Below are 22,140 nucleotides of genomic sequence, written 5' to 3' on the forward strand. Positions count from 1 at the left end.
GAGACCGACGGGGCGGTCAGCAGCCGGTGGACCAGATGTGGGAGTCTCCGCGGTCGTTGGCGGCGCCGTTGTAGCCGACCTCCTGCCCCGGGGCGAGACAGATGGTCATGCTGCCGCCCTGCCAGGCGTTTTCGTAGACCCGGACGTGGTCCTTGATGCCTGGCCCCGAGATGCCGTGGTTCGCCCAGGAGGAGTCGGTGTCGGCGATCCAGCTCTCCCACCAGCCGTCGTCTCCGGCCCAGTTGGCGCGCTGTCCTCCGAAGTTCGCTTCCTGCCAGACGCAGAACTCGCCGGCGGGGCATTCGGCTGCGCCGGCGGCGGTGGCGAGGGCGAGTCCGGACGTGACGGCAAGGAGTGCGGCGGCGGAGATGGCGATGAGTCGCTTCACGAGTGGGTGGATCCCTTCTGCGGAGGAGTGGACGCGGACAGTTCGACTGCCCGCCGCAGAGCGCGGTCGCGCAGCTGCCGGTAGGTGGTGAGTTCGCCGCGGTGCAGGGTGCGCACCGTGACCAGTTCGGCGGCCTCCAGCCGGGCGCGGACGTCCTCGAGTCCGCTCTCGCGGGCGCAGCGGGCCGCGACGGCCGGATCGGGTCGGCTGCCGGAGCGTGGGTGGCCGGGTGGGCTCGCGCACCGGGTCCAGCGGGCGAGCGCCGCCTGGTGCTCGGGGTCCTCGCGCATCCGGGCCTGGGCCTCGGCGCGGAGGTTGTCGACGGTGACCTGCGCCCGGAACCAGCGGCGCTGGTCGCCGTAGAGCCGTCGGCGGGCGGTGGCGAGGCAGCCGTCCTCATGGGCGGTGACGGTGGCGCCCGTGGCGAGGGTGACCGAGAGCTCGCGGGGTCCGGCGCCGAAGAGCGCCGCCTGGAGGGCGCGGTCCTCGTCCGGAGCGCGGGGCCGGGCCGTGAGGGTGAGTCCCCGGGCGTCGAGGCAGTCCACCGCGAGGCGGTGCTCGGCGGCCTTGAGGAGCTCGTCCTGGGCCGCGGCGCTCGCCGGGCCCCCTGGGGGCGCGGGACCGCCGGGTCCGACGGTGGCGCAGCCCGAGAGCAGGAGAGCGGCGACCGTGGCGAGGACGGCGCGACGGGCGCGGGAGGTGGTGCGGACCATGGGTTCCCCCTTGGATCGTCCCTGGCCGGAGTGGCCGGCGGTGATCGTCTTGACCGGCTCGGGAAGATCACTGCCCGGTGGTCGGGCCACCATGCCGAGGCTCACTCGAACGGGTCGAACGCGCCGGGGCGCGCGCCCCTCACGCGTCGCCCAGCGCCGGGCGGACACCGCCGACGCGCCGGCGAGCGGCAAGAAGGAGCGAGCGAGAAGGAGCGAGCAGGCAGAGCGGACGCCCGCACGACAAAGCCCCGGTTGGACGGGGGATTCCAACCGGGGCCGATCGCCGTGACGGACGAAGAGCGGTCACCTCTCGGGGGGGGACCTTGGGGACCGGACCCCTTCGCAGTCACATACGTATGAACGGTAAACCTTTCCCGAATGTTCCGAGAAATCCCCAGAGGCCGATGTGAGGCACCTCACCCGTTTTCGACAGGTCCGTCAGTCCCTCTCGGGGCGGTAGACCTCACCCGGCTCGGCCTTGCCGGGAGCGAGCAGCTCCGGCACCGTCACGAACGTGAAGCCGCGCCGCTTGAGCTCGTCGATGATCGAGGGCACGGCCGGCACCGTGCCGTCGTAGATGTCGTGGAGCAGGATGATCCCGTCGCGGTGCGCGACCTCCAGGACCCGCTGGCGTATCAGGGCCGAGTCGGTGGTGGAGTAGTCCTTGGCCGTGATGCTCCACAGGACCTGGGCGAGTCCGAGCTCGCGGCTGACGTCGGAGACCGTGTCGTCGGTGCGGCCCTGCGGCGGGCGCATGAGCGTGGGCTTCCGGCCGGTGATCTTCGCTATCGCGTCCTGGGTCTTCGACAGCTCCTCGCGGACCTCCGACTCGTCGAGATCGGTCAGGATCCGGTGCGACCAGGTGTGGTTGGCCACCTCGTGGCCCTCGTCGGAGATGCGCCTGACCACGTCGGGATAGCGGTCGACGTGCTTGCTGCCCAGAAGGAAGAAGGTCGCCGGAACCCGCTTCTCCTTGAGGACGTCGAGGAGGTGCGGGGTGTCCTTGCCCGGTCCCGCGTCGAAGGTCAGGGCTATGCACTTGGCCTTGGCGCAGTCGACTCGACGGGCCGCGCCGCCCGCCTTGTCGTCCGTCCGGGCCTCGCCCCGGGCCTCCTGCGGTGTGACCGGGTCGACTCCGCAGCCGCCCAGCGTCAGCATCAGCGACGCCGCGGCGAGCAGGGCGGTGGTCACGGCCCTGCCGCGGCCAGGCCTGGTTCGGAACATGGTGGACCCGCTTTCCCCGTGGTGTCTTCGGTCGGCTGTCACCGCTGGTCAGGGCGGCGCGCTTGATCGAGAGGCACTCTACACACGGTGTATACCGGGGAGGTCGGCGGGGGTCCACCGACCCTTCACGGGCACAGGAGAACCCCGGGCGGCGCCCGTCCGCGCCGCCCGGAGCGTCCACGCGTCCCGCTCAGCGGGACGCGAGCAACAGTCGGGCCTCGGTCTCCTGGTCTCCGGAGACGGACTGCAGCGACTGGATGTCGAAGCCGCTGGCGAGCACCTTCTCGACCTCGTCGACGGCGTGGTAGCCGCCGGTGAGCGTGGCGCCGACCGGGGCGGTCAGGTGGGGGGGTTCCACATCCTGGTGCCGTCCGGCGGCGGTGTCGAACGTGGCGCTCCAGACGGTGGGGGCCGGTCCCGTGGCGGCCTGCGGGCTCACCGTCTCCATGTCCTCCAACTGGTAGACGCGGTCGAGGACGTCGAACACGGCCTGGGCGTCCTCCTTGCAGCAGTCGCTGAGCTGCACGGTGACGTCGGTGTCGATGTGCAAGTCGTACACGTCGCTCATCTCCTCGCGGCCCGCCGGCCGGTCGTGGTGCCACGCGCTCCTCGTGCCGGGCGCTCGTCGTGCCACGTCTCCAGCATCCCTCGCGGGAGGCCGCCCCGCGAGGGCCGCCGGCCGTGGTCAGCGGCCCTCGATGATCCGCTCCACGGTGTCGGCCTCCGAGGCCGGCTTGTCGGGCCGGTGCCGTACGACCCGGGCGAAGCGGAGCGTGACGCCTGCCGGATAGCGCGTCGAGGCCTGCAGCCCGTCGTACGCGATCTCCACGACGAGCTCGGGCCGTACGCGCACGGTGAAGCCGTCGTCCGACTCGGCGAGCTCGCCGAGCCGCTCGGTCTGCCAGCGCAACATGCTGTCCGTAAGCCCTTTGAAGGTCTTCCCCAGCATGACGAAGCCGCCGTCGGCTGTCCGCGCGCCGAGGTGGAGGTTGGAGAGCAGCCCGGTTCTGCGGCCGTGGCCCCTCTCCACCGCGAGCACGACGAGGTCGACGGTGTGGACCGGTTTCACCTTCAGCCAGGTGCGCCCCCGGCGCCCCGCCACGTAGGGCGCCTCCAAGGCTTTGACCAGCACCCCTTCGTGCCCCCGGGCCAGGGTGTCCGTGTAGAAGGCCTCGGCTCCCGCGGTCTGCCCGGGTTCGGCCGGGTCGTTGACGACGGTACGGCGGACCCGCTGGGACTCGGGCAGCAGACGGACGAGGACGGCATGCCGCTCCACGCCCGGCCGGTCGATCAGACTCTCGCCCTCCGCCGCGAGGACGTCGAAGAAGACCGGCGTCAGGGGAAGCGCGGCGTGCGCACCGGCCACGTCGGCACGGGAACCGACCCGGGAGGAGATCAACTGGAACGACACGGGCCGCCCGGTTGCGGGGTCGAGGGCGATCACCTCGCCGTCCAGGATGAACGCGTCGGCGTCGACCGCGCGGGCCGTCGCGATCACCTCGGGCAGGCGGCCGGTGATGTCGTCGAGCGAGCGCGTGTACACCCGGACGTCCTCGCCGCGCCGATGCACCTGGATCCGGATCCCGTCGAGTTTCTCCTCCACCGCGCAGGCACCCAGGTCGGCGATCGCCTCGGCGACGGAAGCGGCGGTGTGCGCGAGCATGGGCTGCACGGGACTGCCGACCCGGAGGGTGAACCGGTCGAGCGCGGACGGTCCTTCGGCGAGCACGGCCTGGGCGACCGGGGGCAGCGAGCCTTCGAGCATCACCGCGCGCCGCAGCTCGACGGCCGGCACCCCCGCGGCCTTGGCCACACCTTCCAGGGCGATGGCGTCGAGAGCTCCCTGCCGCACCTCGCCGGCCAGCAACCGCAGCAGGAGTTCCTGCTCGTCGAGGGTCGCGGCCGCCAACAGCGCGTGGACGAGCCGGGTCCGCCCGGCGCGGGCCCCGGCGCCGGACACGGCCGCGAGCTCCGCCATCACCTCGTCGACCTGTTCGAGTGTGAGCCCGGGTGCGGCGGCGGGGGGAACGGCCGGCGGGATGACCTCCTTGAGGATGCTCCACCCGACCCCGATCCGCCCCTGCGGCAGCCGCCCGGACAGATACGCGATGACGAGCGGGCTCTCCTCGGGCCCCGCCTCGGCGAACAGCTCGCCCAACAGCGCGATCTTGCGCGAGCGCGCGGACGTGGCGGCGACCTCCCGGGACACCTCCGCGACACGCGCAAGCAGCATGGGCCCATCCTCTCGACCCTGCGCCACGACCGCACGCTGGAGCGCCCCCTCACGGCCAGGCCACCGGCCCCCTACGCCGCCGTCGCCGTCCCGCGCCCACCGCCCTCCCCCGCCGGAAACGCTCCAGCAGCCTGGCCCGCCTGGCCCGCCCCTGCGGCCGGTCGAGCGCGGCCGGCCGGCCCGTCGGACCTGCTGCGGCAACATCCGGCACGCCACGAATTCGTGGCGCGGCATCCGACACGCCACGAACCCGTTGCGCGGCATCCGGCACGGCGGGCACCACCGACGGCACCCACGACGTCACCGGCACCCCCGGCACCCCCGGCATCCCCGGCACCTGGGAAGCGCCTCCCGTCCCGCCCGGATGAGGCGCCTGTCGTTCCGCGCGCGCCTCGTCAAGCGCCAGAGCCAGGCTCAGTCGCATCCAGAGGATCTCGTCCGGGTCGTCCGCCAGGTTCAGCCGTTCGGCGAGCTCGCGCGCGACCGGTGCCACGGGCATCCCGGGCGGCGGAGGCGGCCACAACCGGTCGAGGTGGGTGCGCTCATACGGATCGTCGACGACCTCGGCCACCTGGACCGGGTCGAGCAGCGAGGCGATGGCGGCGGCCCGTGCCCACGGGTCCTCGGTGGCACGGAGCAGCAGGGCGAGCCGCCGCGCCCGCCAGTTCCTGGCCCGCCGGTCCTCGTGCGCGGCAAGACGCGCGCGGATCTCCAGCGGCAGCCGTCCGGTGAGCAGGTCCGGGCGCGTGTGGCCGAACTCGGCGACCTCCTGCGCCAGATACATCCAGACCACCGCCCGGTAGCGGTTGAGCGAGAACCGCACCGGACTGACGTGCCCGGTCCGGGCCAGCCGGGTGAACCGGTCGCCCGTGATCCCGAGGAGGGCGGCGGCCTCCGCCGTACCGACCGCACGCACCCGCTCGCGCAGGCCGGCGGGGAAGTCCGGGGCCGCCCTGAGGCGGTCGAGCTCGCGCCGCTCGACCCGTCGCCGCTCCCCCTCACCGGCCGGCACCGTCCTCACCAGGCCGAGCTGGACCGCGAGCCGGAACTCGTCGCGCCTCAGTTCCAGTTCCTGCGCGGCCCGCCCCGGCGTCACCGTGCGCGCTCCCTCGTCCACCGTCATTGCGCGGCCCTCCCCCTTGCGTCCGTGCTCTCTCCCGAGCGTGGGCCCCTCGGACCCACACGGAAGAACGTAACGCAGAGTGACGACACTCGCACGACCTGTGGACAACGCCTTGTGGGCAACCGTCCGCCGGTGGCGTCAGAGCACGCCGCCGTCCGGGATCCCGGGCTGTCGCGCCGCGACACCGAGGTGTTCGCCGACCCGGTTGACCAGCAGCGTCATCTCGTACGCCACCTGGCCGACGTCCGCCTCCGCCGCGCTCAGGACACACAGGCAGCTGCCCTCGCCTGCCGCCGTCACGAAGAGCAGGGCGTCGTCGAACTCCACCATCGTCTGCCGTGCCCTGCCCGCCCGGAAGTGCCGGCCGGAGCCCCTGGCGAGGCTGTGCAGGCCCGAGGAGACGGCCGCCAGGTGCTCGGCGTCCTCACGGACGAGTCCGCTGCTCGCGCCCGTCACCAGACCGTCGTTCGACAGCACCAGCGCGTGCCGTATGTATCCGACCCGCTGCGTCAGGTCGTCCAGAAGCCAGTCCAGTCCCTTGTCCAAGGCCATCAGTGGTCCTCCCCCTAGCCGGTACGTCCCCCTCGGGCGGACCTTGTTGGTCCGCACGGCCCTCGTGGTTCGTACCGTCGTCGTCCGCGTATCGCCGCAAGCCTTACGCACTGTCGTGGACAGGGCAAGCACCGCACCACGCCCGCGCGTGCCGCAGGACGGACCGATGACGCGGCCGGGTGGCCCTCCGCGTCGACGACGACCTCTCTCAGCCGACCGTGTCCAGGAGGCGGGCGGTGTGCATCCGCCCCGCGTGCTCGACCAGGCGGATCAGCACTTCCTTCCCCGAATCGCGGTCGCGCGCGTCGCACAGGACCACCGGCGTGCCGCGGTCCAGGTCGAGCGCCCGGGACACGTCGTGCGCCCCGTACGTACGCGCGCCCGTGAAGCAGTTGACCGCGACCACGAACGGGATCTTCCGGTGCTCGAAGTAGTCGACCGCCGGGAAGCAGTCCTCGAGGCGCCGGGTGTCCGCGAGGACCACGGCTCCCAGGGCGCCCTGCGAGAGCTCGTCCCACAGGAACCAGAACCGGTCCTGCCCGGGCGTGCCGAAGAGGTAGAGGGAGAGGCCGGAGCGGATCGTGATGCGCCCGAAGTCCATGGCGACGGTCGTGGTGGTCTTCTGGTCGACGCCCCCCGTGTCGTCGACCAGTTCACCGGCCCTGCTGAGCTGTTCCTCGGTGCGCAGGGGCCGTATCTCGCTGACCGCGCCGACGAGGGTGGTCTTGCCCACGCCGAATCCGCCAGCGACCAGGATCTTCAGGGCGAGGGCGGTGTCCGCGCCGTCCTCGGCGCCGGTGCTCTCAGAGCGCTCGTAGGCCATCGATTACTTCCCTCAGGATTCTTTCGTCGGGGAGCTGTGCGGGGGGTACGGGCCGGCTGACGCGCACGAAACCCGATTCGAGGAGGTCGCCGAGGAGGACCCGGACGACGCCGACGGGCAGGTCGGCGTCGGCGGCGAGTTCGGCCACCGACTGGGTCTCTGCCCGGCACAGGGTGAGCAGGGACCGGTGCTCGGGGCCGAGGAGCGTCTCCTCGGCCGGTCCGGGCGGCTCGTCGTCCACGACGACGAGGGCGATGAGATCGAACCGTACGTTGCTGGGGCCCGGTTTGGTCCGTCCGCCGGTCATCGCGTACGGACGTACGAGCGGTCCCGCTTCGGCGTCGTACCACTGACTGCCCGGCACGGTCGGTTCGGCGCCGGTGCTGTCGTCGTTCATGGGCTTCTCCGGTCAGCCGACGGCCGGTGGGGTCACCGTGACGCGCGGCGGGGTGTGGAGGTGCTCGCCGACGCGCTTCACGAGGCGGGCCATCTCGTAGGCGATGAGACCGATGTCGGCGCTCACGGAGCTGAGGACGGCGAGGCAGGAGCCGTCCCCCGCCGCGGCGACGAAGAGGAAGCCGTCGTCCATCTCGACCATCGTCTGCCGGACTCCGCCGGTGTGGAACTGGCGTCCCGCGCCCTTGGCGAGGCTGTGGAAGCCGGAGGCGATGGCGGCCAGGTGTTCGGCGTCCTCGCGGCTGAGCCCGCTGGAGGCGCCGACGGCGAGTCCGTCGTTGGAGAGCACCACGGTGTGGCGGACCTCGCGGACCCGCATGACGAGGTCGTCGAGGAGCCAGTCCAGTTCGCCGGACCGGTGGTGCGAGATCCGCTCGTGGTCGATCATGCGTCGTCTCCTTCGGAGCGAGGGTCGAGGCGAGGGGCGAGGGGTGCGGTGCCATGGCCGGGGTCGTGAGCCGGGTCGGTGGCGAAGCCCGCACCGAGGGGTCGTCTGGTGCCCGGGGCGGCGCCACCGCCCCGCTGCCAGCCGTCCCGGTACGCCGCCATGCGGTCCCGGACCTGTTCCGGGGTACGGGGGACGGTGCCGGGTGCGACCGGTACGGGCGCCGGCTGCGGGGCAGGCGCTTCCCGCAGCTGCGGTACGAGGCTCGCCTGCCGTACGCGTCGGGGCAGTTCGCCCTCGGAGTCGCCGTGCCCGGCGGGTCCTTCGCCCGTCGGTGTGGCAGGCGCCTGTTCCCGCGCGGGCGGTGGTACGGAGGGGCCTCGGCGGCGCAGTTCGGTGACGCCGGCGGGTGCCGGGCCGGGGCCGGGCTCCGGCCGCGTCCCGAGCGCGGGCACGGCGGTCGGGCGCGCCGACGGCTGCGGGCGGGCGGGCGTCTGAGGCTGTGGAGGGTTCGACGGGCGGGACCCGTCCGTCTGCCGGGGCGTGCTCCCGGGCCGCGCGCCCGGCGACGGCTGGGGGGCCGGGCCTCCGGTGAGCGCGGGGCCGACCGGTGCGGGCGGGCCGACCTGCGGGGCCGGCTGCGGCGCCGGTGGGCGGCCGAAGCGGCGGGCCTCGGCGCGGTGCGCCTCCTCGCGTTCACGCGCGGCGCGCGCGTTGTCGGTGTGCGGCGCCTGTCCGGTCCTGCCGTCGACGGCAGGACCGCCCGACACGTGCGCACGGGGGTTCCCCGCGCGCGGGGTTCCGGCGTGAGGGGTGTCGGACGCGTTCGGCGACGCACCGCGGCCTGGGGGCAGGGCGCCCTGGAGGAGGTCGGTCGGGAGCAGGACGACCGCGGTCGTGCCGCCGTAGGGGGAGGTCCGCAGATGGACCTTGATGTCGTGGCGGGAGGAGAGGCGGCTGACCACGAAGAGGCCGAGCCGGTCGCTGTCGAAGAGGTCGAGGGCCTCGGACTGGGCGATGCGCGCGTTCGCCTCGGCGAGGGTGTCCTTGCCCATGCCGAGCCCCCGGTCCTCGATCTCCAGGGCGTAGCCGTTGCCGACGGGTTCGCCGCTGACCCGCACCTTGGTGTGGGGAGGGGAGAACTGGGCGGCGTTCTCGATGAGTTCGGCCAGGAGGTGGGTGAGGTCGGCGACGGCTCCGCCGACGACGGCCGTCTCGGGGAGCCGGCGTACCTCCACGCGCGCGTAGTCCTCGATTTCGGAGACGGCGGCGCGGACGACGTTGGTGAGGAGGACGGGCATGCGCCAGGCCCGGCCGGGGGCGGCTCCGGAGAGGATGATCAGGCTTTCGGCGTGGCGCCGCATGCGGGTGGTGAGGTGGTCGAGGCGGAAGAGGTCGCCGAGCTCGTTGGGGTCGTCGGCCCGCCGTTCCATGCTGTCGAGGAGGTTGAGCTGGCGGTGGACGAGGACCTGGCTGCGGCGGGCGAGGTTGACGAAGACCCCGGAGATTCCGCTGGCGAGTTCGGCGCGTTCGACGGCTGCGGAGAGCGCCGCGCGGTGGACCGTGGTGAGAGCCTCGCCGACCTGGCCGATCTCGTCCTGGGAGACGGGTCCGGGCGGTGCCTCGGCCTGGACGTCGATCTCCTCGCCGGCGCGGAGTCGGCGCATGGCGGCGGGGAGTTTGCGGCGGGCGATGCCGAGGGCGGTGTTGCGGAGGCTGACGAGCTCGACGACGAGGCCGCGGCCGATCCGTACGGAGATGACGAGGGAGGCGGCGACGGCGGCGAGGCCCAGGACGACCGCCGCACCGCCCGCGGTGAGGGCGCCGCCGGCGAAGGGGTCGGCGCGGTTGGCCGCCGCACCGCGCGCGTCGGTCTCGATCGCGGTGAGTCCGCCGCGCACGGCCGCGAGGGTTTCGTCCCACTCGGCGGAGGTGACCGCCTGGGCGGCGGGGCGGCCCGGGCTCGCGGCCGCCACCCGGTCCTCGGCCCGGGTGAGCCTGGCGTGGTCGCCGCCGGTGGAGAGCCGGGCCCACGCGGCGCGTTCGGCGGCGGGCAGGTCGGCGGTGGCCGAGGCGGTGAGGGTGCGCCGGGTCTCGACGGCCCCGGAGAAGGCCCGGAGCCGGTCCGCGGTGAGCCGGCCGGTGAGGTGCGCGGAGGTGAGGAGGGCGTCCTCGCGGGACAGCATCTCGCCGGCCCGGCCGAATTCGAGGAGTACGCGCGCGTCGGAGCCCTGCTCGGCCTCCTGGATGCCGGTGAGGGCGCCGCCGACCGCGAAGGCGGCGGAGATGGTGTCCGTGTACGCCGTGTAGACCTGGTCCCAGTCTGCGCGCCCGTCGGACGCGGCCGTACGCAGCCGGGCGAGACCCTCGGCCTTGCCCACGAAGACGCTCACCCGGTCGGCGACGTCGCCGGGCAGGTCCCCAATGTCGCCGACGGTGTGGGTGCCGTCCAGGCGCAGCCGGTCGACGGCCTCGTCCGTACGGCGGATCCGGTCCTTGAGCTCGGCGGCACGGGTGGCTCCGGGCGCCGCGACCTGCCGTACGGCGGCGCGCCGTTCGGCCTGGAGCGCGGTGAGGGCGGCCGTGACGGGCTCACGGATCTCGGCGTCGACGCGCTGCAGCTGGCGGAGGCGGGCCACGTCCTGCGCGGTGGTGACGGTGGCGAAGCCCCAGAGGGCGAGGAGCGAGACGACCGGGACCATCAGGAGCGAGACGATCTTGGCGCGGACCGTACGCGGGCGCAGCCCCTGGAACGTGGGGCGGACACGGGGCCCGTCGGACGCCTGCGGTCCGGCGGAGGTCTCGGAGCGCCCGGAGGCCTGGGGACGCCCGGAGTCCCGGGCGGCCGCCGTGTCGGTGCCCCCCGCCGCGGAGGGCCCGGCGGGCTGGGCGGCGGTTCCCTGCACCGAGGTGCCCGCGTGACCGACGTGGCCCGCGTACCCCCCTGGGTCCGCGTGACCCGCGTGGCTCGCGTGAGTGACGTGGTCCGCCTGACCCGCCTGGCCGGCCCTCGCGGGGGCCTCGGGGGTCCGTTCCCCCGGCTCGTCGGCGGGCGGGCCCGCGTGTGCGCGCCGCCCGCGCGCGGCCGCCGGCGGCGGCGTGACCGCCTCGGCGTCCTTGTTCTTGCGGGGAGTTCGCATGGCCTCCTCGTTCCGGCTGCGTCTGTCTCTGGTGCGGTGTGGCATACGTGAAGGAGGGTCAGGTCGTGGGGGTGCGGGCCGCTTCCGCGGTGCGGAAGCCGGGCGGCGCGACGTCGACCGCGCGGTCGTCCGGTTCGGTGAGGCGTCCGGCGGAGGCGTACGCGGCGCGTTCCCTGGCCGTCGGGGAGAGCGCGACGAAGGCGGAGGTGATGAAGAGGTACGAGCCGAGGCCGACGGCGAGCGGGAAGATGAACTGCATGACGGTGGCGCCTGGGAGGGTGGCACCGGAGGGGACGACCTCGACCCGCACGGCGAACATGCCGGTGTAGTGCATGCTGCTGACGGCCGCGCCCATGACGAGCGAGGCGACGGCCACGGCCGCCGGCGAGTGGATGTTGAGCGCGGCCCAGAGCGCGGCCGTGGCGGCGACGACGGCGATCAGCACGGAGAGGCCGACGAGCAGCGGGTCGTACCGCACCTGGCCGTGGAGCCGGAGGGCGGCCATGCCCATGTAGTGCATGCTCGCGACGCCGATGCCGGTGGTCAGTCCGCCGATCAGGAGCGAGCGGACCCGGTCGCGTCCGTAGCCGACCGAGAAGACTCCGACGCCGACGACGGCCATCGCGATGACGAGGCTGAGGATGGTGAGCGGTACGTCGTAGCGGATGTCGGTGCCCGTCACGCCGAATCCGAGCATCGCCACGAAGTGCATCGTCCAGATGCCGGTGCCGATCGCGGAGGCGGCGGTCAGCAGCCAGTTGCGCCGCGACCTGCCGGTCGCGTCGAGCGCTCGTACGGTGCAGCGCAGCCCGAGGGCGGCGCCGATGCAGGCCATCGCGTACGACAGCACGGGTGTCAGCCAGCCGAAGGTGGCGTGGTCCAGGTGTCCCATGGCTCAGGGACGCTAGTGCGCACCGGGGGGCGCACTGGGGGCGCATTTCGAAAGCTGCTGGAATATGACAGAGAGATGGTCCCGAACGATCACGCCGGGCTCGAACGTGCACACAGAACGTTCACCCCTCCGTGTGCACCAGGGGTGCGGGATCATGGACGCATGAGCGATGACCCCACACAGGTACGAGAGTTCTTCGGCGCCCGGGCCGCCGACTGGGACAGCCGGTTCCCCGACGACGGCCCCGCCTACGCCGCGGCCGTGGACGAACTCGGCCTCCGTCCCGGCGACGCCGTGCTCGACGCCGGCTGCGGCACCGGCCGCGCGCTCCCGCCGCTCCGGGCCGCCGTCGGCCCCTCCGGCACGGTACTCGGGGCGGACCTCACGCCCGAGATGATCGAACGGGCCGTCGGCGCCGGACGCGGCGGCGAGGCCGGCGGGACGCTGCTGCTCGCCGACGTCGGCCGGCTGCCGGTGCGCGACGGAGCGCTCGACGCCGTCTTCGGGGCGCGGCTCATCTCGCATCTCGCGGAACCCGTCGCCGACCTGCGGGAACTCGCCCGGGTCGTACGGCCCGGGGGCAAGCTGGCACTGTTCCACCCGATCGGGCGGGCCGCCCTCGCGGCCCGTCACGGCCGGCAGATCACGCCGGACGACCTGCGCGCCGAGCCGCAGCTGCGCCCCCTGCTCGCCGAGGCCGGCTGGCGGCTCGTCAGCTACGTCGACGAGGACGCGCGCTATCTGGCCCTCGCGGTCCGCGAGGACTGAAGCCCGCCCCGGGGACGGACGGGGGCGGGGGCGTCGCGGGGGCATCACAGATGCCAACGCACCCTTCTTTACCGGCACTTCACTGTCTACCGTAGAAATGCCGGGCAGTCGTGCCCGGGAAAGGCGGCGGGCCGTGGCACGAGTACCGGAAAGACTGCGCAGACTCCTCCCCTCCGGCCGGAAGGCGCCCGAAGCCGCCGCGCCGGCTCCACCGCGCCCCAGGCAGGGGCACAACCTCTTCGAGGCCGCCGCCGAGTACGTGGCGGCCTGCGCCGAGGACGACCCGGCCCGTGCGGAGGAGGCGGCGAGCCGGGTCTCCCCCGGCATGCTCTCCTTCGGCGTCAACGAACTGGCCTGCCGGGCGCTGCTCACCCTCGCCAGGGAACGGAACGAGTCGCCTCGCACCGTCGCCCGCTCCCTGCTCGGCCTGCGGGACGCAACGGCGACCCGGCGGGCCGGTGACGCGTGACGGACCCGCCACGACGGCGCGAGGTTCCCTGGTGGAGACCCTCGACGCGCGGGTTACCCACTGGTTAAGGTGCGCCGACGACCAGATGGGGAGGAAGCCGTGGCTGGGACGGACCCGATCGCCGAGGCCGACGCCGACGCGCTCCTTGTGCTGACCGCGGCACTGCTCACGCCCGCGCGTTTCCCGAGCGTGCTCGGTGACGACTACCCGGCGGCCTGCGCCGCGCTGGGCCTTCAGCCCTACGCCGATGGGTACGGGCTCGTGTTCGGCCAGGACGGGCACGGGGCGCGCTGGACGGTCGTCGTCGACGACGTGTCGCTCGTCGCGGTGGCCATCTCCTCCTGGGACTGCGGCATGGCCTACGACCTCTCGCCCGACGAGCACTCGGTGGTGGCCGGGCTGCCCGGCTGGCCGCTCCCCGTGGCGACCGTCGCGCCCGGCGTCCCGGCCCCGCACGACCCGGAGCCGGAGGAGGGCGATCCCGCGCCGCTGGTCCCGCCCTCCGGCGAGGAGTGGGGCCCGGCGCAGCGCCGCCTGGGCGCCGACGAGGTGGCGGCCCAGTGGGAGGCCTGGCGAGCCCGGGTGGGCGACGAGGGCGGGGCCCCGGCGGCCGCTCGTGTCCCGGAGACCACGAAAGCCTCCGTCCCGCCGTCGCCCCAGGCCCAGGCTCCGGCCCCGGCACCTGGTGGCGCCACTGCCGAGGGCGCCGCCCCCGACCCGTACGCCGGCGTCAGGAGGGCCCTCGACGAGCTGCGCGGCTATCTGGAGGAGCCCCCGCCGGTCGGCAGGGTCCGTTCGTCCGCCGGAATGCTCCGTGCCGACGGTCCCGGCTGGTCGCTCGTGGCGAAGGCGGACGACATGGCGTTCGTCCTCCTCGACGAGGCGCCGCGCGAGGTGCTGCCCGTGACGCGGGGGCCCAAGCTGCCCGCCCTCCTCGAAGCGCTCGACGCGATGGCCGTACGCGCCGCCTGAGGACCCGGGTCCGTACGACCGGTCCTCCCCTTCCGACCGGACGACGGCACCCCGTCTCTCCCCCGCGCGCAGGATGACGGCACCCCGTCTGTATCCCCATAGGACGACCTCCCGCGGTGTGGTTCCGAACCATGGTCCAGCGGTGGTGGTGCGCCGCACGATGTGGCGCCGCACCCCTTTTCCGTCGTCCCATCGGAGGCTCACCATGCGCCTGTTCCCAGGCGTCTCCCTGTTCACCGCGCTCCTCACCGGGGTGACCGTCCTCGGCCCGGCGAGCCCCGCCGGGGCCGACGCCCCGGCCGCCGCGCACTGTGCGCGTCAGAACCGGGTCCATGTTCCCGGTGCCGAGCTCCAGCAGTCCGCCTGTCTGGACGACCTGACGACCACCGGGCTCGCCGGCACCCCGTACACCGACCTGGCCGACCAGGCCGGCCTGGCGTCGAAGGCGACCCGTAACCCCTCGGGAGTGCCGGGCGTCCAGATCGACGGCTACTTCCCCGACGACTCCCACCTCAACGCCACCCACGGCTGGGCCCATGACGCCCAGTTCGTCATCCGCCTGCCCGACCACTGGAACGGCGGGCTCGTCGTCACCGGCGCCCCGGGCTCACGCCGCCAGTACTCCACGGACGCGCTGATCTCCGACCAGGTGCTCGCCCGGGGCTTCGCCTACGCCGCCACCGACAAGGGCAACACCGGCCCGGACTTCTTCACCGACGGGCGGGAGCCCGGCGACGCCGTCGCCGAGTGGAACCGCCGGGTGACCGAGCTGACGCGGGCCGCCAAGAAGGTCGTACGGCAGCGCTACGGCCACGCGCCGGAGCGGACGTACATGACGGGCATCTCCAACGCCGGCTACCTCACGCGCTGGCAGCTGGAGAACCGGCCCGAGCTGTACGACGGCGGGGTCGACTGGGAAGGCGTGCTGTGGACGACACGCGGCCCGAACCTCCTGACGAGCCTGCCGGTGACGGTGGCCAGGTCCCAGGGGCTCGCCACCGACGAGGACCTGATCGCGGCGGGCTTCGCGCCCGGCTCGCGCTTCCTGTGGCCGTACCACGAGAAGGCCTACTGGGGTCTGACGCAGAAGCTCTTCCGGGCCGAGTTCGACCCCTCGTACGATCCGGCCTGCCCCGGCTCCACGGCCGGCGGGACCGTGGAGCAGATCTTCGCGGCCTGTGCCTCGGACGCCTCCTACGACTACGCCTCCCGGCCGGCGTCCGTCCACCGCGCGGTCGCGAAGGTCGCGCTCACCGGACGGATCGGCAAGCCGCTCATCACGCTCCACGGCGACCTCGACACGCTGCTGCCGATCGCCACGGACTCCGATGTGTACGCGCGGATGATCGACGCCCGGGGCCGGGGCGGGCTGCACCGCTATTACACGGTGCAGGACGGGACGCACACGGACGGCCTCTACGACACGTATCCGGACCGGCTGCGTCCGATCCTGCCGTGCTACCGCTCCGCGTTCGACGCCCTGACGCGCTGGGTCGAGGAGGGTGTGACGCCGCCCGCGGACCGTACGATCGCGCGGCCCACGAGCGGTGACGTGGTCAACACCTGCGCTCTGGAGGACTGAGTCCTCCGGACGCTCAGACCCGCTCCAGCGGGCGGTGCGGCCCGGCCGGCAGTTCGACCCTGACCGGGTCGCCGGGCCTCACCTCCCCGCCGATGAGCACGACGCCCATGATCCCCGCCTTGCGCACGATCTCGCCGTTCTCGTCGCGCCCGAGGACCTGCTTGAGCAGACCGTGCCGGAAGTTGTCGATCTGCGCGCAGGGGTTGCGCAGTCCGGTGACCTCGACGACGGCCTGCGCACCGAGGTGCAGAAGGGTGCCGGTGGGCAGGCCGAGGAGGTCGATCCCCCGGGTCGTGACGTTCTCGCCGAGGTCGCCGGGGGCGACCTCGAAGCCGGCGCCTGCGACCTCGTCGAAGAGCTCGGCGTGGATGAGGTGGACCTGCCGCAGGTTGGGCTGGGTGGGGTCCTGCGCCACCCGGGACCGGTGCTTCACGGTCACGCCCGCGTGGACGTCGGCCTCCACGCCGAGCCCGGCGAGGAGGGTGATGCTCTCCCTGTTGGGCTTGGTGAACGAGTACGTGCCGTTGCTGCTGACCGTGGTGACGGTGCCGCCGCTCATGGTGAGAGCTCCCCCTTCTCTGCCGCTCCGGGCGGCGATGCACCCGCCCGGAGTGATGATCACGTCGCGCCTCGGTGGACGACCCTACTCGGCGACCCCGGAGCGGAGCGGCGCGCCCACCTCGTGCAGATGGCCGAGGGCCTGGCGGTACGAGTCCACGAAACCGGTCTCGGTGTACGGGATGCCCAGCGCGGCGCAGTGCGCCCGGACGGCCGGCTGCGCCAGACGGAGGTTCGGGCGCGGCATGCTCGGGAACAGGTGGTGCTCGACCTGGTAGTTGAGCCCGCCGAGGAACCAGTCGGTCAGGGCGCCGCCCCGGATGTTGCGGGAGGTGAGCACCTGGCGGCGCAGATGGCCCCAGCTGTCGCCGTCCTCGTGCTCGTCGGGCCGGTCCATCCCCTTGTGGTTCGGGGCGAAGGCCATGCCGAGGTGCACGCCCAGGAGCATCTGGTGCAGGAGGGCGAAGACGAGGGCCTGGGCGGGCGTCAGGAGCGTGAGGAGCAGCGTCGCGTATCCGGCGAAGTGGGCGAGCAGGAAGGCGCCTTCGACCAGTCGCTCGCGCCGGCTGCGGCACGGGCCGTCCTCGGCGAGCAGGGCCTGGATCCCGTACACCTTGAGCGCGATGCCCTCCAGGGTGGTCAGCGGGAAGAACAGCCAGGCCTGGTGCCGGGTGAGGAATCCGCGCAGACCCGTGCGGCCCGCCGTCTGGTGCTCGGCGAAGACGAGGATGTCGGCGGCGACGTCCGGGTCCTTGTCGAGGTGGTTGGGGTTGGCGTGGTGGCGGTTGTGCTTGTCGTTCCACCACTCCCGGCTCATGCCGAGGAGGAGGTTGGCGTGGACGAGCTGGAGGATCCGGCTCGTCCTGCGGTTCGCGGTGATCTGGGCGTGGCCGGCGTCGTGACCGACGAAGGCGGCGCGGGCGGAGAACAGGGCGAGCGGGACGGCGAGCAGCAGGGCCCACCAGGAGGGCCCGATGAGGGCGAGTCCGGCCGCCACGGCGGCGATGCCGAGGAGGTTGACGACGATGCCGCGGGCGTACCAGCCGGGCCGGTGGTCGAGGAGGCCCTGTTCCCTGACCGTCCGCAGGAGCGGGCTGAACTCGCTGCCGCCCCGGGCTCGGGCGGGCGCCGCCACGAGTGCGGCGGCCGGGGGCAGGACGGTGGCCTGGGACATGGCGGGCTCCGGTTTCTGTCGGTCGGTGGGGTCGGTGGGCGCCTGTCAGAAACGTACGGATCCGTGATCGTCCGGGGCCATGGCGTCACCACCCGTCCGCTGCCGGGGGCGCGCCGGGGGGTGGGGGTGGGGCGAGCCCCACCCCCGCCGCGAGGGGTCGGCGCGTGTGGCGCGGATCACCTGGCAGAGGCGCACGTCCGGCGATTTCGTGGGGTAAACTCGGCGACTCGGTCTCAGGTAGTCAAATTTGAGGAATGCGTTGTCGCTCTCGCACGGATCCCATGAACCGGCCCGCGAACCCGCCCGCAAAGAACCCTCCCCCGCCCACGAACTCCCCCGTCACTCAGCCGTCTTCCTCCCCGCCGATCCGCCCCGCGCCGGACGGATCGCCTTCTGGTCGCCGGACGGCGAACCCCTGCCGGACGCCGACGCTCCCGGGGGTGACACGACGATCACGGTCGTCGACGGTGACTCGCTCCAGGTCGTCACCGTCCCCGCCCGCGCCCTGTCCGTACGGGACGCCCTGCCGTTGCTCGCCCGTGCCCGGTTCTCGGACACCGCCTCCCCCGCGGCCGCCTTCTGGGGCGCCGCGGCCCTTCTCGCCCTGGACCTCGTCTCGCGCGGACTGCTGCTGCCCGGCCTCACGGCCGGCGACCACGACGCCTGGCGCGCCGGGCCGCTGGGCCCCGCCGAGCTGGCCGAACTCCGCACCCTCGCCGCCTCGATGCCGCCCGCGGCGCACGCCGTACCGCTGCCCGTCTCCGTACCCCCGGCCGACGACGTACCCGGCGCAAACGACGAACCGTTGCTGCTGCCCGAGCCCGAGGCGCTGCTCCGGGCCTTCGCCGACGCGGTGGCCGACACGCTGCCCCGTACCCCCGCGGCCGCGCTCGCCGCCGGCGGGCCCGCCTTCGCCGCCGACGAACCGCAGCACGTGCCGGAACAGCGCGCCTGGGCCGCCGATGTGGCCGCGGTGCACGACGCGGGCGTCCGGCTCTCCCTCCGGCTCGAACTGCCCGGCTTCCGCGCGGATGCGCAGGAGGCGCCCGCCTTCCGGGCGGTGCTCCAGCTGCACGGGGTCGCCGACCCGAGCCTGGTCGCGGACGCGGCGGAGGTGTGGGCGGGCTCCGGCCGGGCCGGGGCCGCCTTCGGCCCCCGAACCCGGATGGACGCCCTCCTCGCGCTCCGGCGCGCCGCCCGCGCCTGGCCCCCGCTGTCCCCGCTCCTGTCGGCGGCCGTGCCCGACACCGTCGAACTCGCCGACGAGGAGGTCGCGGAGCTCCTGGGCCCGGCCGCCGAGGCCCTCGCGGCGTCCGGCGTCCAGGTCCACTGGCCGCGCGAACTCGCCGACCGGCTGACCGCCCGCGCGGAGATCGGCCCGGCGGAAGCCGCAGCCGCGGTCGCCGGGGTCGCCGGACTCGGCACCGATCCCGAGGACGGCACGAACCACGCCGCCGCCCGCGCCTCCGCGCTGCCCTCCTTCCTCGCCGCGGACTCCCTGCTCGCCTTCAACTGGCGCTTCGCCGTCGGCGACCACGAGCTGTCCCGGTCCGAGCTCGACCGGCTCGCCGAGGCCGGCCGGCCGCTCGTGCGGCTGCGCGACCGCTGGGTCCTCGTCGATCCGGCCGAGGTGCGCCGGGCCCGCGCCCACCAGGACCGCAAGGTCACTCCGGTGGACGCCCTCTCGGCCGTCCTCACCGGCACGACCGAGGTCGACGGACGGCCCGTCGAGGTGGCCGCCACCGGCTGGCTGGAGCGACTGCGGGAGCGCCTCGCCGAACCCGAGGGCGACCGGCCGGAGGTCACACAGCCTCCGGCGCTCGCCGCGACCCTGCGCGACTACCAGCTGCGCGGGCTCGACTGGCTCCACCGGATGACCTCGCTCGGCCTCGGCGGGTGTCTGGCCGACGACATGGGCCTCGGCAAGACGATCACCGTCATCGCCCTCCATCTGCACCGGCAGACCGACCCGGCGTCCGCCGGGCCCACCCTCGTCGTCTGCCCGACCTCCCTGATGGGCAACTGGCAGCGGGAGATCGAGAAGTTCGCGCCGGGCACACCCGTGCGCCGCTTCCACGGCGCGGCCCGTGACCTGGAGGAGCTCCCCGACGGCGGCTTCGTGCTGACCACGTACGGCACGATGCGGCTGGACGCCGAGCGGCTCACCGCCCTCGACTGGGGACTGGTCGTCGCGGACGAGGCACAGCACGTCAAGAACCCCTACTCGGCGACTGCCCGACAGCTGCGGACCATCGGTGCACGCGCACGCGTGGCCCTGTCCGGAACGCCGGTGGAGAACAACCTCTCCGAGCTGTGGGCGATCCTCGACTGGACCACGCCCGGACTGCTCGGCAGCCTGGGCGCCTTCCGGAACCGGTTCGCCACCGCCGTCGAGGGCGGGCAGGACCCGGCCGCCGCCGAGCGGCTCGGCGCACTCGTCCGCCCCTTCCTGCTGCGCCGGCGCAAATCCGACCCGGGCATCGCCCCCGAGCTGCCCCCGAAGACCGAGACCGACCGGAGCGTGTCCCTGACGCCCGAACAGACCGGTCTGTACGAGGCGGTGGTGCGGGAGACCCTCGCGGCGATCTCCGAGGCCGACGGCATGGAGCGCCGGGGCCTCGTCGTGAAGCTCCTGACGGGCCTCAAGCAGATCTGCAACCACCCCGCCCAGTACCTCAAGGAGGAGCGGCCGAGGATCGAGGGCCGCTCGGGCAAGCTGGAGCTGCTCGACGAGCTCCTCGACACGATCCTCGCCGAGGGCGCGTGCACCCTGGTCTTCACCCAGTACGTGGGGATGGCCCGGCTCCTGGAGGCGCATCTCGGGGCCCGGGGCGTGCGCACGCAGTTCCTGCACGGCGGCACGCCGGTCGCCGAACGAGAGGCGATGGTCGCCCGCTTCCAGAGCGGGGACGTCCCGGTCTTCCTGCTCTCCCTGAAGGCCGCCGGGACGGGGCTCAACCTGACCCGCGCCGAACACGTCGTGCACTACGACCGCTGGTGGAACCCGGCGGTGGAGGCACAGGCCACCGACCGCGCGTACCGGATCGGGCAGGACAGGCCGGTGCAGGTCCACCGGCTGATCGCCGAGGGCACGATCGAGGACCGGATCGCCGCGATGCTCGACCGCAAGCGCGAACTGGCGGACACCGTCCTCGGGACCGGCGGCGACACCCCGCCGGAACTGACCGAACTGACCGATGCCGAACTGGCGGAGCTGGTGCGACTGCGAGGGGACGGACGATGAGCGCGTACGGAGTGGGGCACGGTCACGGTCATGGCCATGGCCGTGGGGACGACGAACGGACCTTCGAGGCGCTGCCGCCCGTGGGCGGTGGCGGGTTCACCCGCACCTGGTGGGGACGGGCGTGGCTGAAGGCCCTGGAGGACTCCGCGCTCGGCGGAGAGCAGCTGCTCAAGGCGGGACGCCGCCACGCGCGCGCGGGGGCGGTGGGCGCCGTCTCGGTCCGTCCCGGCCGCATCACGGCCCTGGTCAAGGACCGCGACGGCACGGCGTACCGCGCCGACGTGCTGGTGCGGGAGTTCTCGGAGGAGCAGTGGGAGCGGCTCCTCGACCTCGCCGTCGACAGCGCGGGCCACATCGCCGCGCTCCTCGACCGCGACATGCCGCCGCACCTGGTGGAGGACGCGGCGGCGGCCGGGCTCGACCTGCTGCCGGGCATCGGGGATCTCGACCCGGAGTGCGGCTGCGAGGCGTGGGACCACTGCCCGCACACGGCGGCGCTCTGCTACCAGGTCGCGCGCCTCCTCGACGAGGACCCGTTCGTCCTCCTGCTGATGCGGGGGCGCGGCGAGCGGACGCTCCTGGAGCAGCTCCAGGAGCGCAGTACGGCACGGGCCGCCGCGCCGTCCGCGGGTGACGGGGAGGAGGCCGGCGGCCGGTTCGAGGAAGCCGGGGGCATGCCCGGCGTGTCGGCCGAGGAGGTGTTCGCGGCGGGGTTCCTCGTACCGCCGCTGCCCGCCCCTCCGGTGCTCCCGGCCGCGCCGGGGCGGTCGCCGTCCCTGGACACGGACACTCCCCCGGAGCCGGGGGTCGATCCGGCGGCCCTCGAGTTCCTCGCCCAGGACGCGGCGACGCGCGCGTGCCGGCTGCTCGGCGCGGTCCTGGGTGCGGGCGGCGCGCACGAGGCGGTGACGGACCCGACCGAGACTCATCTGACCACCGGTCAGGACGCGGTCCGGCTCGCGGCGGGCGCTCCCGTGCCCCGGATCGCGGAGCGCCTCGCCTCCGGTTCGGGCAGGTCGCGGACGGAGCTGGACCTGGCCACGCGCGCGTGGCGGTTCGGGGGCGCGGCCGCCCTCGCCGTACTGGAGGAGGAGTGGACGCCGGACGCGGAGGCGCTCGACCCGGCCGGGGTCCGGCTCGCCGGGGCCTGGGCGGACGACGAGCGGCCGGTGCTGCGGCGCGCGGGCGGCGCGCGGTGGACGGTCGTGGGCGCGGAGGCGCAGCTGCGGCTGGGCGAGGACGGGCGCTGGTGGCCGTACCTGAAGGCGGGGGCCCGCTGGTCCCCGGCCGGCCCGGCGGACCGTGACCCGTCGGCGGCCCTGGCGACGGCACTCGCCGGGGGCGCTACGGGAGCCGGGGGCTGAGGTTGGCGGTGGGCCGGCAGCCCGGGTGGGCGCGGCACGCCGGGGGGGGCGGCGACACGCTCCCCCGTTACCACCGCTCC

At 74.0% G+C, this 22,140-nt stretch carries 20 protein-coding genes; 6 read left to right on the forward strand and 14 right to left on the reverse strand.

The window, feature by feature from the left end; all coding sequences use genetic code 11:
- Positions 1-16: 16 nt before the first annotated feature.
- The 12 genes from ABT041_RS06040 to ABT041_RS06095 all read right to left on the reverse strand — a co-directional run bounded on the left by ABT041_RS06040 (position 17) and on the right by ABT041_RS06095 (position 11,929).
- The gene (locus tag ABT041_RS06040; RefSeq protein ID WP_351179684.1) at positions 17-388 is read right to left on the reverse strand and encodes a peptidase inhibitor family I36 protein; all 372 of its coding nucleotides are present in this window, start codon (positions 386-388) and stop codon (positions 17-19) included.
- The gene (locus ABT041_RS06045; protein WP_351179687.1) at positions 385-1,101 is read right to left on the reverse strand and encodes a hypothetical protein; all 717 of its coding nucleotides are present in this window, start codon (positions 1,099-1,101) and stop codon (positions 385-387) included. Before ABT041_RS06045 ends, ABT041_RS06040 begins: the two co-directional genes overlap by 4 nt.
- A gap of 438 nt (positions 1,102-1,539) precedes the next feature.
- Entirely contained in the window at positions 1,540-2,325 is a 786-nt protein-coding gene (locus tag ABT041_RS06050) for a polysaccharide deacetylase family protein (protein WP_351179690.1), read from the reverse strand.
- A gap of 190 nt (positions 2,326-2,515) precedes the next feature.
- Complete coding sequence (locus ABT041_RS06055) at positions 2,516-2,959, reverse strand: hypothetical protein (RefSeq protein WP_351179693.1); 444 nt, start codon at positions 2,957-2,959, stop codon at positions 2,516-2,518.
- A 51-nt stretch (positions 2,960-3,010) separates the two neighbouring features.
- Entirely contained in the window at positions 3,011-4,558 is a 1,548-nt protein-coding gene (locus ABT041_RS06060; RefSeq protein ID WP_351179696.1) for an ATP-dependent DNA ligase, read from the reverse strand.
- A 49-nt stretch (positions 4,559-4,607) separates the two neighbouring features.
- The gene (locus ABT041_RS06065; RefSeq protein WP_351179698.1) at positions 4,608-5,681 is read right to left on the reverse strand and encodes a DUF6397 family protein; all 1,074 of its coding nucleotides are present in this window, start codon (positions 5,679-5,681) and stop codon (positions 4,608-4,610) included.
- 138 nt (positions 5,682-5,819) lie between these two features.
- On the reverse strand, positions 5,820-6,233 hold the full coding sequence (locus tag ABT041_RS06070; protein WP_351179700.1) for a roadblock/LC7 domain-containing protein: 414 nt from the start codon (positions 6,231-6,233) through the stop codon (positions 5,820-5,822).
- Between the two features lie 208 nt (positions 6,234-6,441).
- Complete coding sequence (locus ABT041_RS06075; RefSeq protein ID WP_351179703.1) at positions 6,442-7,056, reverse strand: GTP-binding protein; 615 nt, start codon at positions 7,054-7,056, stop codon at positions 6,442-6,444.
- Positions 7,037-7,453: a DUF742 domain-containing protein gene (locus tag ABT041_RS06080; protein ID WP_351179706.1), complete on the reverse strand. Its 417-nt coding sequence runs from the start codon at positions 7,451-7,453 to the stop codon at positions 7,037-7,039. Before ABT041_RS06080 ends, ABT041_RS06075 begins: the two co-directional genes overlap by 20 nt.
- Positions 7,454-7,465: 12 nt before the next feature.
- The gene (locus tag ABT041_RS06085; RefSeq protein ID WP_351179709.1) at positions 7,466-7,900 is read right to left on the reverse strand and encodes a roadblock/LC7 domain-containing protein; all 435 of its coding nucleotides are present in this window, start codon (positions 7,898-7,900) and stop codon (positions 7,466-7,468) included.
- The gene (locus ABT041_RS06090; RefSeq protein ID WP_351179712.1) at positions 7,897-11,037 is read right to left on the reverse strand and encodes a sensor histidine kinase; all 3,141 of its coding nucleotides are present in this window, start codon (positions 11,035-11,037) and stop codon (positions 7,897-7,899) included. Before ABT041_RS06090 ends, ABT041_RS06085 begins: the two co-directional genes overlap by 4 nt.
- A gap of 58 nt (positions 11,038-11,095) precedes the next feature.
- On the reverse strand, positions 11,096-11,929 hold the full coding sequence (locus ABT041_RS06095) for an MHYT domain-containing protein (RefSeq protein WP_351179715.1): 834 nt from the start codon (positions 11,927-11,929) through the stop codon (positions 11,096-11,098).
- Between the two features lie 162 nt (positions 11,930-12,091).
- Between ABT041_RS06095 and ABT041_RS06100 the strand changes: the two genes are divergently transcribed.
- The 4 genes from ABT041_RS06100 (at position 12,092) to ABT041_RS06115 (ending at position 15,720) form a co-directional block, all read left to right on the forward strand.
- Entirely contained in the window at positions 12,092-12,697 is a 606-nt protein-coding gene (locus ABT041_RS06100; protein ID WP_351179718.1) for a class I SAM-dependent methyltransferase, read from the forward strand.
- Positions 12,698-12,830: 133 nt separating this feature from the next.
- Positions 12,831-13,166 (forward strand): hypothetical protein, encoded by a 336-nt coding sequence (locus ABT041_RS06105; RefSeq protein WP_351179720.1) that lies wholly within the window; start codon positions 12,831-12,833, stop codon positions 13,164-13,166.
- A gap of 99 nt (positions 13,167-13,265) precedes the next feature.
- Positions 13,266-14,138, forward strand: a complete 873-nt coding sequence (locus tag ABT041_RS06110; RefSeq protein WP_351179723.1) for a hypothetical protein — start codon at positions 13,266-13,268, stop codon at positions 14,136-14,138.
- A 205-nt stretch (positions 14,139-14,343) separates the two neighbouring features.
- On the forward strand, positions 14,344-15,720 hold the full coding sequence (locus ABT041_RS06115) for a tannase/feruloyl esterase family alpha/beta hydrolase (RefSeq protein ID WP_351179726.1): 1,377 nt from the start codon (positions 14,344-14,346) through the stop codon (positions 15,718-15,720).
- A gap of 13 nt (positions 15,721-15,733) precedes the next feature.
- Here ABT041_RS06115 and ABT041_RS06120 read toward each other — a convergent pair whose 3' ends face one another.
- Together ABT041_RS06120 and ABT041_RS06125 are read right to left on the reverse strand one after the other, a co-directional pair.
- Positions 15,734-16,279, reverse strand: a complete 546-nt coding sequence (locus ABT041_RS06120) for an MOSC domain-containing protein (protein WP_351179729.1) — start codon at positions 16,277-16,279, stop codon at positions 15,734-15,736.
- An 84-nt stretch (positions 16,280-16,363) separates the two neighbouring features.
- Positions 16,364-17,452: a fatty acid desaturase family protein gene (locus ABT041_RS06125; RefSeq protein WP_351179732.1), complete on the reverse strand. Its 1,089-nt coding sequence runs from the start codon at positions 17,450-17,452 to the stop codon at positions 16,364-16,366.
- A 259-nt stretch (positions 17,453-17,711) separates the two neighbouring features.
- Here ABT041_RS06125 and ABT041_RS06130 point away from each other — a divergent pair, with 259 nt between their 5' ends.
- Together ABT041_RS06130 and ABT041_RS06135 are read left to right on the forward strand one after the other, a co-directional pair.
- The gene (locus ABT041_RS06130) at positions 17,712-20,696 is read left to right on the forward strand and encodes an SCO1167/SCO6262 family helicase (RefSeq protein WP_351179735.1); all 2,985 of its coding nucleotides are present in this window, start codon (positions 17,712-17,714) and stop codon (positions 20,694-20,696) included.
- Entirely contained in the window at positions 20,693-22,060 is a 1,368-nt protein-coding gene (locus ABT041_RS06135) for an SWF or SNF family helicase (RefSeq protein WP_351179738.1), read from the forward strand. Before ABT041_RS06130 ends, ABT041_RS06135 begins: the two co-directional genes overlap by 4 nt.
- Positions 22,061-22,140: the final 80 nt, after the last annotated feature.

Origin of the sequence: Streptomyces sp. NPDC002825 (genome assembly GCF_040295385.1) — a bacterium.
In the GTDB taxonomy this organism is placed as follows: Bacteria; Actinomycetota; Actinomycetes; order Streptomycetales; family Streptomycetaceae; genus Streptomyces.

Excerpts from the sequence above, each read along its gene's own strand:
- ABT041_RS06045 (WP_351179687.1), bottom strand. The coding sequence starts at position 1,101 with ATGGTCCGCACCACCTCCCGCGCCCGTCGCGCCGTCCTCGCCACGGTC.
- ABT041_RS06050 (WP_351179690.1), bottom strand. The coding sequence starts at position 2,325 with ATGTTCCGAACCAGGCCTGGCCGCGGCAGGGCCGTGACCACCGCCCTG.
- ABT041_RS06060 (WP_351179696.1), bottom strand. The coding sequence starts at position 4,558 with ATGCTGCTTGCGCGTGTCGCGGAGGTGTCCCGGGAGGTCGCCGCCACG.
- ABT041_RS06065 (WP_351179698.1), bottom strand. The coding sequence starts at position 5,681 with ATGACGGTGGACGAGGGAGCGCGCACGGTGACGCCGGGGCGGGCCGCG.
- ABT041_RS06070 (WP_351179700.1), bottom strand. The coding sequence starts at position 6,233 with ATGGCCTTGGACAAGGGACTGGACTGGCTTCTGGACGACCTGACGCAG.
- ABT041_RS06075 (WP_351179703.1), bottom strand. The coding sequence starts at position 7,056 with ATGGCCTACGAGCGCTCTGAGAGCACCGGCGCCGAGGACGGCGCGGAC.
- ABT041_RS06080 (WP_351179706.1), bottom strand. The coding sequence starts at position 7,453 with ATGAACGACGACAGCACCGGCGCCGAACCGACCGTGCCGGGCAGTCAG.
- ABT041_RS06085 (WP_351179709.1), bottom strand. The coding sequence starts at position 7,900 with ATGATCGACCACGAGCGGATCTCGCACCACCGGTCCGGCGAACTGGAC.
- ABT041_RS06090 (WP_351179712.1), bottom strand. The coding sequence starts at position 11,037 with ATGCGAACTCCCCGCAAGAACAAGGACGCCGAGGCGGTCACGCCGCCG.
- ABT041_RS06095 (WP_351179715.1), bottom strand. The coding sequence starts at position 11,929 with ATGGGACACCTGGACCACGCCACCTTCGGCTGGCTGACACCCGTGCTG.
- ABT041_RS06100 (WP_351179718.1), top strand. The coding sequence starts at position 12,092 with ATGAGCGATGACCCCACACAGGTACGAGAGTTCTTCGGCGCCCGGGCC.
- ABT041_RS06115 (WP_351179726.1), top strand. The coding sequence starts at position 14,344 with ATGCGCCTGTTCCCAGGCGTCTCCCTGTTCACCGCGCTCCTCACCGGG.
- ABT041_RS06120 (WP_351179729.1), bottom strand. The coding sequence starts at position 16,279 with ATGAGCGGCGGCACCGTCACCACGGTCAGCAGCAACGGCACGTACTCG.
- ABT041_RS06125 (WP_351179732.1), bottom strand. The coding sequence starts at position 17,452 with ATGTCCCAGGCCACCGTCCTGCCCCCGGCCGCCGCACTCGTGGCGGCG.
- ABT041_RS06135 (WP_351179738.1), top strand. The coding sequence starts at position 20,693 with ATGAGCGCGTACGGAGTGGGGCACGGTCACGGTCATGGCCATGGCCGT.